General features: G+C 55.8%; 9 protein-coding genes. 4 read left to right on the forward strand and 5 right to left on the reverse strand.

Features of this window, described 5'->3' with window-relative positions:
• The 4 genes from Poly41_RS02130 to Poly41_RS02145 are packed head-to-tail and all read right to left on the reverse strand — an operon-like array spanning position 1 to position 7,527.
• Positions 1-2,790 carry a hypothetical protein gene (locus Poly41_RS02130; RefSeq protein WP_231615337.1) on the reverse strand — a complete coding sequence of 930 codons (2,790 nt, stop codon included), beginning with the start codon at positions 2,788-2,790 and terminating at the stop codon, positions 1-3.
• Entirely contained in the window at positions 2,787-3,209 is a 423-nt protein-coding gene (locus tag Poly41_RS02135; RefSeq protein WP_146524261.1) for an ExbD/TolR family protein, read from the reverse strand. Before Poly41_RS02135 ends, Poly41_RS02130 begins: the two co-directional genes overlap by 4 nt.
• 5 nt (positions 3,210-3,214) lie before the next feature.
• A complete protein-coding gene (locus Poly41_RS02140; protein ID WP_146524262.1) occupies positions 3,215-4,171 on the reverse strand; it encodes a MotA/TolQ/ExbB proton channel family protein in 957 nt (318 codons plus the stop codon).
• A 5-nt stretch (positions 4,172-4,176) separates the two neighbouring features.
• Positions 4,177-7,527: a tetratricopeptide repeat protein gene (locus Poly41_RS02145; RefSeq protein WP_231615338.1), complete on the reverse strand. Its 3,351-nt coding sequence runs from the start codon at positions 7,525-7,527 to the stop codon at positions 4,177-4,179.
• A 418-nt stretch (positions 7,528-7,945) separates the two neighbouring features.
• Here Poly41_RS02145 and Poly41_RS02150 point away from each other — a divergent pair, with 418 nt between their 5' ends.
• Positions 7,946-8,941, forward strand: a complete 996-nt coding sequence (locus Poly41_RS02150) for an NAD-dependent epimerase/dehydratase family protein (protein ID WP_231615339.1) — start codon at positions 7,946-7,948, stop codon at positions 8,939-8,941.
• Positions 8,942-9,133: 192 nt separating this feature from the next.
• On the opposite strand, the gene Poly41_RS02155 is transcribed toward Poly41_RS02150, so the two are convergent.
• Positions 9,134-9,400 carry an RNA polymerase sigma factor gene (locus tag Poly41_RS02155; protein WP_146524264.1) on the reverse strand — a complete coding sequence of 89 codons (267 nt, stop codon included), beginning with the start codon at positions 9,398-9,400 and terminating at the stop codon, positions 9,134-9,136.
• A 140-nt stretch (positions 9,401-9,540) separates the two neighbouring features.
• Between Poly41_RS02155 and Poly41_RS34745 the strand changes: the two genes are divergently transcribed.
• The 3 genes from Poly41_RS34745 to flhA all read left to right on the forward strand — a co-directional run bounded on the left by Poly41_RS34745 (position 9,541) and on the right by flhA (position 13,420).
• Positions 9,541-9,684, forward strand: a complete 144-nt coding sequence (locus tag Poly41_RS34745) for a hypothetical protein (protein ID WP_231615340.1) — start codon at positions 9,541-9,543, stop codon at positions 9,682-9,684.
• Positions 9,685-9,765: 81 nt separating this feature from the next.
• Complete coding sequence (locus tag Poly41_RS02165; RefSeq protein ID WP_146524265.1) at positions 9,766-11,256, forward strand: sulfatase family protein; 1,491 nt, start codon at positions 9,766-9,768, stop codon at positions 11,254-11,256.
• A 94-nt stretch (positions 11,257-11,350) separates the two neighbouring features.
• A complete protein-coding gene (gene flhA / locus Poly41_RS02170; RefSeq protein ID WP_146524266.1) occupies positions 11,351-13,420 on the forward strand; it encodes a flagellar biosynthesis protein FlhA in 2,070 nt (689 codons plus the stop codon).
• The last annotated feature ends 52 nt before the right edge of the window (positions 13,421-13,472 follow it).

Here is a 13,472-nt window from a genome sequence, read left to right on the forward strand (position 1 = left end):
TCATTCCGCAACTTCGTCGTAGATCGGCAAGTGACGGTAATAGACTTCGAGATTCAGCAAGTTCATCGTCGTCACATAGAGCCGGCCGCCGTAGAGACTCCAACGATCTTCGACCGGCAATCGTGGATCCCAGCTGCCGGCTCGGGGTCCCTGTTTGATCTGGCTTTCGAGCAGAAGTGGATTCAAATAGCGGTTCCATCGTTCCCAGTACTTACCACCCATGTGGAACATGACCTGCGTGGCATAATACCAATAGTACGCGTCTCGCTTCGACAGACGCGTCGCGACAACTCGCCCCGATCCATCGTCCATTTGAGGTGGGTTTTCTAGCAAGTAATCAGCGGCCGACTGCATCGATGGGTTGTCACGACGCCAACCCGAATACATTCGCATCAAAATACCAACGGCCGTCATGGTCGGTGTCGGCTCTCGACCGTGCCGTTGCGCGGGGGTGTTGGCGGCAAAAGGATTGTAACGATAGCGGTCTTGTCGCACTGCGTTTTGTTGAGCCAAGTCGAGCCACCGATCGATGCTTGCATATGACTTGGGCGGCACTTCCAAGCCTGACAATTCGCCACTTTTGAGCGCCATCATCATCCATCCCGAAACACTGGTGTCGCTCTCGACCTGGGCGACATAACGCCAACCACCGAGGCGGACGTTTTGTGTTTTTCCGATGTAGTCCAGTGACATTTGAGCCGCCGCTTGCAGTTCCTCATCTTGCGTCATGCCATAGGCTTCGCACAAAGCGAGCGCCGCGATCCCATGGCTATAGAAAGCAACGTCTTGATTCTTGGCGGCATCGCGGCTGAGGCATAAATCGCCATTCGTCCTCTGGTTTGTGATCAGAAACTGTAACGCCCGGCTGACGGTGTCGGCATATTGGTGTTGCCGATGCGTGTAGCCCGCGCCTTGAAATGCCAGGAGCGCCAATCCAGTCGCCGCAGCATCACTTTGCTTGAACACTTCCTCACCATGTCCGCTGAGCGACCAGCTGCCGTCTTCGTTCTGGGTCTCGGCCAAGTAGGCTAAGCCCAATTCAATGGCCTCCTCCGTCGCGGGCCCGACGAGCCCAGCCGGCGTCGGAGCGGCTCCCCCTTGAGTGCGCATGATCCGTCGGCTGAAGGACTCGACCGCCGCAATCTTGGATCCCGCCGGTGTGACCGGTCCCCCGATGTCGCGTCGTTCTCGACGTCGGTGCGTCATTTCGAGCGCGCCGAGATCGGGCAAATCGGATGTCGGGATGACGCCCGCAAAAGCCTCGGGGCGGTTGGCAAGTCCTGCGATCGATTCGGGGGACATCACGTCGAGGCTGGGGCCTAACGCGATCTCTGGGGCGATCAGCGACGCAATGCTGCTGGCCGATGCGCGTCGCTGTTGACGGTTCCGTTCACCTCGCTCGCTACGTTCCGCTCGATCGTTCATGCGATCCAACGCACCGGTTTCAAGCGATGGAGTCTCTTGACCAGCCGCTTGAGAAGCGATCTCACGTGAAAGCGTCGGCACACCCGCTGGAGTGAATTCATCTCGATCTCTCGTCGCCACCGCTGAGGGACGTGGCTGAAGCGACGGCGCCGCTACGATATCGGGGACGCCCGACAGCGCCGACAAATCTCGCCGCTGTAGCTCGCCCCGGTTGACCGAATTCTGCTCGGTCGATGGCACTCCGATGCCATCGGGGAAGGTGGCATCCGCCAATTGAGCTCCTTGCGTCGTGCCTTGGCGACGGATTGAGACATCCACCGGCGAGAGCATTTGATTGGCGGCTTCATCGATCGAAGCAATCGCCACGGTTTGCGGCGCAGGACTGGCTCCGGCCGGCTCGATCGATCGCAACTGCAACCGTGCACGGCTTTGCCGGGTCAAACCCAAATCGCCCACCGTCGGCATCAAATCGCTGCGGCGGCGAACCGTTGCTGCGGAGGAGGACGACGTCGATTGGCGCGGTTCGTTCTGCGAAATCGCATCGGCAGGCTGAGGCAATGTCGAGCGTGAAGCCGAAGGACTCCGTGCCGTTGCAGCGGTGTTGCGAGGCACCGCCATCGCTTGCACGGGATCCGGCACCGTCAGTTCTGGAACCTTTGGCAACGTTGCTTTCGGTGCCGCTTGTTTCTCGCTCGACAATTCTCGCCGCGCAAGCTTGGCCGGCGAGTCAGCCGGCTTCGGTTCGGCAAGCTCAGGCAGGGGACGCTTCCGCAAGAACTTCTGCATCGGCCGGTCATCAGGCTGCACCGGCCGCGGCATTTCCAATGCGGTCGCCGAATGTTCCAGCGGCGGCAATTGACGAAGCTCATCGGGGATCACGCGCGAAGCGGTTTCCGCATCAACCGGTTGGGACCAATCCGGTGCAGCGGCGGTTTCGGTAGGAGTCTGAAAAAGATACTCCGGCACCGTTTTACGGACCGGCGATCGTTCGGGTTTCACGCCCGTAAACGCTTCGGGGAAAAAACGGCTGAAGACCACCACGTTGACCGCGAGGATCAATAGGAGCAGGTGAATCAAGACGCTGAAGAGAAACCCGACTTGGATCGACTTTTGAACAAAACGAGACGCCAACCCGCGGAAGGCAAGCGACAAGGACAAGGCGACCAGCGGAACCGCAACCGCGTAAGTCCATCCATTGTAAAGCCAACGAGGATCGTCAAAACGAAGCCGCGTGACAATCAGGTAGACCACAAGCAACGACAATCCCGCCAGCCAAGCGTCGAGCGGCCACATCGGAGCCTTCGATTCCGGTGGCCTCGATGCGGCGCGACGGCCGCGCGGCGAGAGGGGTCTTCGTCGGTTCACTCTTCGGGACCTTCGGTTGTGGTCACCGAGTAGTCACTCACACCCGTTTGATTGCAAATATCCATGACGCTCACCACCGGTTGGAACGAGGTCGCTTGGTCGGCTCGAATGACCACCGTTTGATTGGTCGGGTTTTCAGCAACCGCCTTTTCCAACAAACTTTGCAATTCGCTGAAGGAAGTCAACTGCCCGCCAAGGTAAGTGTTGCCTTCGGAATCAATGTCGACGACCACTTCGCGAGGCTTACCGGTCATCGGCACCGCACTCGTTGCGATCGGTAACTCAATATCGAGTCGCCGTTCCTGTTCTTCGAATTCGCTCGTCACCAAGAAAAAGATCAACAGCAAAAACACGACATCAATCAGCGGCGTCAAACTGAGCGTTCCGGCAACGGCGGATCGTTTTATCTCAATAGCCATACCGTTTAAGACCTTTTACCGGCTCGTGCCTTCGATCCGACCGGTGGCGGCGTTGGCGATTTTTTTTCACCGCTCCCCTCCCGACGATCACGATCAAAAGGCCGCAAATTCCCATCGGGATCCAATCGACGGCGGCCAACAAACGCTGCCATATGCGGTGCCACGTCGAACGCCAATTCTTCGACACGATGAAACAGCTTTGCCAGTCGATTTTCGAGGTATTGAGCCAAAATGGCGGCCGGAATTGCCACGATCAATCCAGCTAACGTGGTCACCAGCGCCGTGTAGATGCCTTCGGAAAGCTGCTCGCTACGGCTACGATCCGGAGTCAATGTGGTCGATTCATGAAAGGCAACAATCATTCCCCACACGGTGCCCAGCAGCCCCATCAACGGCGTTGCGGCGGCGGCCAAATGCAACCATCGGATGGGCGCCGCATGTTGGTCCGCTTCTCGTTGGATCGTTTCGTTCGCCGCATTTTCTATCTCGCCAACCGGTTGTCCCGTCCGCAGTAGCATCCCACGGACGACCGTCGCAGCCGGCGAGGGAGCATCGGCACACGCTTGAAATGCGATGCTTGGGCTAAATCCCTCCGGCCTCTCCGCCAACATCTCCAACTCCTCGACCAAGTCCGCGGGGATGATCTTTTTTGATCTCAATGAAATCATCCGTTCCGCTGCGAGTGCCACGACCCATAAACTCATGATCCCAATTGGAATCATGAACCGACCGCCGCGATTGATTAACGACAACAAATCAATGTGCATCGCTTCATCCGCAACGGATCCGACATCTTCGCTTACGTCATCGTCGTTCATCACCGTGGCAATCTCGGCCGCCTCGATCGGGACGATCCCACCATCTTGGCCAACCGCAACACCGGCACCGAGCAAAAACAACGCCAACGAAGCGGTGGCGATCCCGAGTACGGTACAGTCGATCCATTGCGGCTTGGGATTCATCAAATTCACTTCTGGTCCAATGTCTCGAGGCGAGATTTTGATTTTTCAGCAAGCTCGTGCTGTGGATGTTTGGTCGCAACGTATTGAAAGAACCCGGTTGCATACTCTCGTGCTTTGTTCTTCGCTTCGGCGGTCCGGGCCTGTTGCATCAGCAACTCACTGCAGCGACCAGCCTCGAAGCCACTTTTTGCCTGCCAATTCTTGATCGAATCGGACGCCTTTTCCGCTCCAAAGCCAAACATGACACGTTGAAATTCCGGGATAGCCAAATCAAGACGTTTATTCGCAAAATGGATTTCGCCCATCATGAACCGTGCTCGCGCAGCAACTTCATTACGATAATTGTCCGCAACTTCTGCGAACATCTGCAGCGACTTTTCGTCGTCTCCGGCTTGTTGATAGGCAAACCCCGTCTCATAAAAGACCTGCGCCAGATACGCGGTCGACGGGAACCGAGTCCTCAATTCATCGTACCACTCGATCGCTTCGTCCCACTTCTTCAACTGTGCGGCAGACTGACCACCATGCAGCAGAACCAATTCCCTTGCTTGACGATCGGCAGTGTCCGAAAGTGTCTTGGCGGAATCGTCGTTTTCTCGAATCTGCTTGCGAGCAAACTGGTAAGCGACAAGCGCCTGCTCGTAATCCGCTCGATTGAACCGACATTCGCCAACCATCATCAACGCATCGAGTGCCAAACTACCCTCCTGGTGGCGGCTTGCTTGCAACTGAAAGGCTTTCTCCGCTTGCTCCAGTTCACCCGCTTTGAAATGCGACCAGCCTAACCGATACATCGCTTTTTCCGACAACTCGACATCGGAACCGGAATCGGCAGCCAACGCAAAGTATTTCGAAGCTTCGCTCCAATCCTTGGCCTCGTAATGATGTTGCCCCACAAAATAGGCCGCTTCACAGGTAAGCGTCGTGTCCGACGATTGGTCGATCAGCGTGGTAAACGTGTTCACTGCATCGATTTGCTTTCCTGATTCGCGAAAAGACCACCCCAATTCGTAAAGCACTTTATCAATCGATGGATAATCCGGAACCTGCGATACAAGTCGCTCCAATCGCTCAGCCGCCTGCGCGGGCTTGTTTTCTTTTTGGTCAACGAGGGCCAATTCATACAGGACATTGCCGAGAGGATTCCCCGTCGGCTTGGTCTGTAGGTATGCGTTAAGATCCTCTCTCGCCGATTCAAGTTGGCCCAGATTTCGTCGGCAAATCCCACGAGCCAACAGGGCTTCCGAACGAGTCTCGGGAAATGCTTCGTCTTGAAGCAATGCATCCAGCGATTCGGCTGCCGTTTGATATTGCGATTGTTCCATCTTCAATCTTGCCCGACTGTACAGCGCGTAGGGCAGCAAACCACGATCGGCATTCGACGCCACGATTCGGTCATACAGCTGAACCGCCGCTTCACGATCTCCATTGCGAGTCGCCAATTGAGCTAGCTTGTAACGGGCTTGATCTGCCATTGGCCCCTCAGGGTTCTTGTCGACAATCGCTTGCCACGTCTTCTCTGCCGCAGCCTCGTCTTCTGCCAACAGGGATGCTTGGCCCGCCATCAACCACGCCTCTTCCGCACGGGGCCAAGTCGGATCCACCTCGTAACTCGCACGAAACGCCTTCGCCGCTTCCGCCGGTTGATCGACCATCAGGTAAGCTTCACCCAGTAGCCATTGGGCTTCGGCTTGCTGAGACTTCTGAGCAAGCGTGTCCCTGTCTTTCCTCAGTCGTTCGATGGTTTCCTGAGGACGTCCGGCAAGGTTGAGAGCGAAAGCAGCCCGCAGCGTCCACAGTGGACGTTGCAGCTCGTCACCGGCCTGCGGATCTTTCATGAGCGTTTGATACATTGTCGCCGCTTCATCTGCCTTGCCGGTCATCAACAAACTTTCCGCTGCCACAAAACGGACATCGGGCACAAGCGTATCCTCGCGGAATCGCTCGAGGAACTCTTGAGCCAGGTCCCTGGCACGCGGAGGATCGTTTAATTGCAATGCCGAGAAGGCAGCGTTGTATAGCGCCCGCGGTGCGACCGCGGCATCCGGCGATTCCCGATAAGCCGATTCGAACGCTTCAAGCGACTGAGACAGGGTGCTTGGGTCCATCGACAACGCTTCGGCAAAATCCAGTTTCAATTCCACAGCGAACCTCCCCGTCGCAGTTCGAGCGATTTGTTCTTCGGCAACCTTTCTCGCACTGGCGGCATCGTTCTTTGACAAGTGGATTCGAGCAAGCCAATGAGCGGCTTCGGTGGAAGCTTCCGGATTCTTTTGCTCCAACACACGCTCAAATCGTTTGGCCGCTGCATCAAGATCGCCACTACGATACGTGCTTTGCGCTGACGCCAACGTCGCATTGGCTGCATTGGGCGAATCGGGGTATTCGCGAAGCAGCTGCTCGTACTTCTTCGCAGCCTCCGCTGGGCGGTCGGCTTGCACCAACGCATACGCTTGCCGAAAAATCGCATAGGACAAATCGTCTGCGTCTTGGGTCGACTTCATCGCTTCGTCAAACGCTGCAATCGCCTTATCGTACTGCTGTTTCAAGATCCAGGTGTCGCCGAGGCGAAGGTGAACATCGGTCACCAAGTCATCTTTCTCGCAGTTGCTCAGCAATTGGCGATAAGATGCGACCGCATTGTCAAACTGATCGAGTTCTTCATAGGCAACACCGCGAGCGTACAAGGCATCACATCGCAGCGGAGACTCTTTGGCGTTGGGAAGCGCCAAAAGTTGATCGTAAAGCTGAATGGACTTCTTCGCATCACCGAGTCCGTAAGCGGCTTCGCCCGAGTAGAACAAGGCGCGATCCAAAAAGGGACTTTCCGGAAACTCCTTGCGAAGCAACTGATAAGTCTCGATCGTTTGTCGCAGTCGATCCCGATCGCGGTCGGGAGCGTCACCCGCCGCCGAATAGAGGCACCACCCCAGATTCGCAAGACTCTCTTCACGTAGCTCGTAGTCCGAATCCTTCAACGCTCGAAAAAAGGATCTCGCCGCTGCCACGTAGTCGGGAGCATCCTTCTGCATGTAGCAGACGCCAAGGTAATGAGCAGCCTTGGACGCCATCGGATCCTCCGCGTGCTTGTTCAGAAAACCGTTCCAACCGTCGATCGCCAAATCGATGGCCCCGTTGGTCTGAAAATTGGCCGCATCCGCATAGGCTGCAATCGCCTCGTCACTCGACTTATCCGCCGTGTACCCATAGGGACAGCAAATCGAAAACCCCAGCAGCGCAACGAGGTACCCTACGAAAACGGGAAGTCGTCCAAGATCCGCCCCGCGCGATGAGGTGGAACGCTGGAAAAACAGAGTCGAGGTGAACAGGCTGTAGACGACCTGTGATTGAAACACGAGCAAAACCCCCGTAAAGCAGTGCGAATCAATTCGGTGTGACGATAGAACGTGATCTCAAAGGGGGGCGGGGCCTCGGATGTGTGGCCAAAAGCAAAGCGTCACCCCCTTTCTGAAATACGATGGAACCTTATGAATGATTGAACCTTGTAAACATTTAACCCTGCAAAACGGCGACTCGTAAACGACCAATTCTAGCGACCTGGCCAGAGGGACGATAGTTTCACGCATGCGGTCGTTACGATGCGTAAACACACCGTATTGCTAAAAAAGTCGTTAATTCACAGACTTTTCCTGACCAAACAGGTCAACCGAATGCTCGGTCCGTCCGTAGGGAACGCTGGTCACCCGTGTTGACGGTTGAAACCGGGACCATCAATCTGACGACAAATTCCTTTTCTGAATAGATGGATCAACGGTGGATGCACTGAATTGCCTTGTCACGGGCGGTGCCGGCTTTATTGGGTCGCACTTGACGGAAAAATTGCTCGAACAGGGGCACCGCGTGACGGTCGTCGATGATCTGTCGACCGGACAAAAGGAAAATCTGCAAAACGTGCTGCAAAACCCACGGCTGGAGTATATCGAAGACACCGTCGAAGACGAAGCCTTGGTGCACAAAGTCGTCGACCAAGCCGACCGCGTCTACCACCTTGCTGCCGCCGTCGGCGTCGCGCTGATCGCCAAACAGCCGATTCAGACCATTGAGCGCAATATCTATCCGACGCAGCTGATTTTGAATCGACTTGGCCAGCGGGCCGAACGGGGGGAGCGGATCCCGTGCTTTATCGCCAGCACCAGCGAAGTCTACGGAAAAAACACGAAAGAAATCTACGCGGAGGAAGATGATCTGGTTTTCGGGGCCACCACGAAGCCGCGTTGGAGCTACGGGGTTTCCAAAGCGATCGACGAATTCTTGGCGCTCGCGTTCTATAAAGAAAAGGGATTGCCCGCAGTGGTCGGCCGCTTCTTCAACGTCGTCGGGCCGCGTCAAAGCGGAGCCTACGGTATGGTGCTGCCCCGATTCGTTGAAGCCGCAATCCACAACAACCCGTTGGTCGTCCACGATGATGGACACCAAGTCCGTTGTTTCGCTCACGTTGACGATGTCGTCCGCGGGGTGATCCAATTGATCGAAAAACCCGAGACGGCGGGCCGCGTCTATAACATCGGCAGTGATGAACCGGTTTCGATTTTGGAACTGGCTCATCGCGTGATGAGCCGCGTCCAATCGCAGTCTGAAATCACATTCCAAAGTTACGCCGATGCCTATGATGAATCGTTCGAGGACATCCGGCGACGCGTTCCTGATTTGACCCGGATTCGCGAAGCGATTGGTTACCACGCAACCAAAAACCTCGATGACATTATCGATGCGGTAGCGGACTACCAGAGATCGGAAACGATGGAGTAAGGCTCGCCTACGTGGCAAGTTGGCGTGAACTTGCAGCGATCACTTCGCCCGATACTCTGGCTCCCTTCTCCCCCGATTTTCGGGGGAGAAGGGCCGGGGATGAGGGGGCAGCAGGCGCACATGACAGTTGAAACAGCGATAAACCTGCACGACTTCTGTCGATAACAATACTCTCTGGATGGGGGACGCTCACTAAAGTGTGAAGCCCAACGAGGAAACCTCTTCCATCCGTTGCCGTAATCGCCGCAGCACCCGCGACTTGGCTTGATAGACGCTCGCGCGCGACAATCCCGTCCTCTCGGCGACTTCCGCTGCGGACTTGTCCTCGATCGTGATGAGCCAAAACGCCTTCCAGGTACTCGATTCAAATTCCATGCGCACCTGGTCGAGCAGATGTCGGACGAGTGCAGTTTGAACATTTTCCTGTGTGATGGTCGAATCAACCGAAGGGCGAGACAAACTATCAAGGCTTTGCGACGTTCCAACGAGCACTCGGTATCGGGTACGGCCATCGATTCCAAGACATCATTGACGGCCTGTCACACACAATTCTTGTCGTCGAAACCAAGAACTCGGTTCCCTGGACCAAGCCCGAAGACTTGACGCAGCCGATTGCTGAACCCTTCGACCGCCAACCGCTGCGAATCTTGATGGCCGACGGCAGCGTGCGTTCGATGAGCCCGGTTGATCCCGAGAAACTCAAGAAGATGATCACTCGCAACGGCGGCGAGCCGATCGAGTAGAATGGTGCCCATCGTTGGGCATGCCGTTCAAACCGGTGCCCCGTTCATTGGCTACTACGATCACGGCAAAGAGGCATCGCCATGCGTTTCGGGCTGTACACACTGACCCTTTTCTTATCCACGATTTCGCTTGCATCCGCGGTTGAACGACCGAACGTGCTGCTGGTCGTTACGGATGAACATAACTTCCGAACGCTGGGGTGCTATCGCGAGCAACTGTCCGCGGACCAAGCCGAGATGTGGGGGCCGGGAAGTATCGTCGAAACGCCGAACATCGATCGCATCGCTGACGAGGGAGTGCTGTTTACCCGTGCCTACGCCACCGCACCGGTTTGCACGCCCAGTCGAGCGGCGATGTTCACCGGGCGTTTCCCGCACAATACCGGCGCTCCACAAAACAACATGCCACTTCGGACCGAGGTTCCGACCTTAGCCAAAATCCTATCGAGTAACGGGTACCGTTCCAGCTACATCGGCAAGTGGCATCTCGGTGGGCCGGGAAAACCCGAGTGGGCACCGAATGTCGATGGTGGCTTCGAGAACACCGCATTCATGTTCAATCGTGGCCATTGGAAGAAACTGGCTTTGACCGACGGAGTCCCCTCGGTCGGCAGTCGCAACAACAAGGGGGCCCCCGACTATGGCGTTGAGGAGGCGGACGACAAAACGTTCACGACCGACTATTTGACCGATCGCGCGATCGAGTCGATCCGTCATCCTTCGGACGAACCGTTCTTGTTGGTCGTCAGCTACCCGGATCCCCACGGCCCCAACACCGTGCGAGCCCCTTATGATTCGATGTACGACCACCTGCGTTTCTTACCACCACGAACCTACCAGCAAAAAGATTCACCGAAACCCAACTGGCTCGGTGGGGGCCCCAACCATCCTGTCTTTCGTGGTGAGCAGATGAGCAAGTACTTTGGGATGGTCAAGTGCATCGACGACAACTTCGGGCGATTGCTGGAATCGCTCAAACAACAAGGTCAATTGGATTCGACCTTAATCGTGTTCACGTCCGATCACGGGGACCTTTGCTATGAACATGATCGGCTGAACAAAGGGAACCCGTACGAAGGTTCGGCCCGTGTGCCGCTGCTGATTCGCTATCCGGATCGGATCACGGCGAAGACGGTTTACGAAGGTCCCGCCGGCACCGTCGATCTGACGCCAACCATCCTAACACTTGCTGGCATTTCCACCGATGCGGCATTCGAAGGTCGAAGTTTGACCTCGCGAATCGCAAAGAACGCGCGATCAACCATAAACCTACCGCCTGAAGTAACCTTTCTGCGAAATGCTGGCACCTCGCCGAGTTGGCTGGCTGTGGTCGATGGGCGGTACAAGTTGATCGTCAGCACCAAGGACCGCCCGTGGCTGTTCGACCTTCAAGAAGATCCGGATGAACTTCTCAACTACTATGGCCGTCCGGGAACCGAAGACATTGTCAAACAGTTGGGGACGCGGTTGATGGATTACGCTCAGCGGACGCAGGATCCGTTTGCGACCGAGGACAAGATCGCCAATTCGATCGAACGCTGCGTTGTCCCTTTGATAGCAAACCCGCGCTGACCTCACATCTTCTCTGGACTCGGCTGTCCTGATTTCAGTACTCTCGGCCGGTGAAGCGAAAGCGTCGCTTTTTGTCGTCTGAGAAGGTCTTTTTGTGCAGTCATTGCTACTTCGTTATCGCGATCTTGTCCTGCCAATCGGTATTATCGGTTGTTTGGTGGTGATCCTGATTCCATTGCCAGCAATCCTGATGGATCTGTTTTTGGCGATGAACATCACGGTCGGCGTGATCATTTTGTTGACGACGGTTTATGTCAGCACACCTCAAGAATTCAGCGTATTTCCCTCGCTGTTGTTGGCGACAACGTTAGCCCGATTGGTTTTGAATATCGCCACGACGCGATTGATTCTGACCGGTGCGGATTCGCTGGGGATGAATGCGGCGGGTGGGGTGATCAAAAGCTTCGGCGATTTCGTCGCGGGCGACCGGATCGAAGTCGGCATCATTATCTTTGTCATCATTGTCTTGATCCAGTTCATTGTGATCACCAAAGGTGCAACGCGAATCAGTGAAGTCGCTGCTCGATTCGCATTGGATGGAATGCCGGGGCGTCAAATGGCGATCGATGCCGACTTGAACGCGGGCATGATTGACGAAAAAGAGGCTCAGAAACGTCGTGAAGAAGTCAGCTCGCAGGCAGATTTTTACGGGGCGATGGATGGTGCCAGCAAATTTGTTCGTGGCGATGCCATTGCGGGCATTGTGATCACGATTGTCAACGTCATTGGTGGCCTGTACATCGGGGTGGTTCAAGCGGGAATGACCCTCAGCGAAGCGGGAGCGTTGTTCACGAAGCTCACCATCGGCGACGGCTTGGTCAGCCAAGTCCCCGCACTCTTGATCTCGCTTGCCGCTGGCTTGCTGGTAACGCGAAGCACTCAAAAAACAAATCTACCGGTCGAGTTCCTGCAGCAGCTTTTTGGCAACACAAAGGCCTTGGCGGTTGCCGGATGCTTCTTGCTGCTCTTGATCGTCACCAATTTGCCGACCATTCCAATGTTTACCCTGGGTGCAAGCTGCATTGGTTTGGCCGTTGTGATGAACCGGCAACAGAACAAGGACAGCGCCGCGAAGGACACTCGCGAAACGGCCGAGAAGGCCGCCGCAGCGGCGCCGCCGCAGAAGCGAGTGGAAGACTTTTTGACGGTGGACCCGATGGAAATGACGATCGGGTTGGGGCTGCTGAGTCTCGCAGATCCGTCGCGCGGTGGCGATTTGATGCAGCGTATCACTGGCGTTCGTCATTCGATCGCGTCGGACATTGGTATTGTGTTGCCGAAGGTTCGCGTTCGGGACGAAATGAGTTTGGATCAACACGAATACGAAATCCGCATCGCTGGAAATACCGTTGCCCGTGCCACCGCTCGCCCTGACAAGTTGTTGGCGATCGATAGCGGCCAAACGACGGGAGTGATTGAAGGAGAACCGACCCATGACCCGACGTTCAACGAACCGGCGGTCTGGATCGACTCGATGCGACGAGAACAAGCGGCGATTTATGGTTACACGACGGTCGAACCGGGGGCGGTGCTAGCCACCCATCTACAGGAGATCGCGCGGCGGCATGCTGACGAACTACTGTCACGCGATGCAACCAAACACCTGATTGATGAATTGAAAGAAGTATCGCCCACCGTCGTGGATGAATTGATTCCCGGTGCCATGAAGGTCAGCGAAGTGCAGCAGGTGCTGCAAATGTTGCTGCGTGAGGATGTGCCGATTCGGCAATTGAGCATCATTCTTGAGACGCTGGGGGATTTTGCTCCGCGCACGAAGGACCCCATTTGGCTTTGCGAATACGTCCGCCATCGCTTGGCACGAACGATCAGCACACGATATCGAGACGAACACAATCGATTGCATGTGCTTGCTCTTGATCCGGCGATGGAAGACCGAATCGCGGCCGGAATCGAACAAAACGAACGAGGTCTTTTTGTCAGAATGAGCCCGCAAGCGGTAGACCTCACTTGCGAGAAGATTCAAGAAGGCGTTAAGAAGTTAATCACAGCGGGGTATCCGCCCGTGGTTTTAGTCAGTCCAAGGATTCGTCCGGGGCTGCGTCAGATCACATCGGCTTCGATGCCCCGATTAAGAGTGTTGTCATACAACGAGATTACACAGGACACCAACATTGAGTCGTATGGAGTGATCAGTGACCAGTAAGTGATGGAGTTCCTGCTTTCGCCGGTTCCCTTTGACGAAGTCCATTTCCACC

Origin of the sequence: Novipirellula artificiosorum (genome assembly GCF_007860135.1) — a bacterium.
Classification (GTDB): domain Bacteria; phylum Planctomycetota; class Planctomycetia; order Pirellulales; family Pirellulaceae; genus Novipirellula_A; species Novipirellula_A artificiosorum.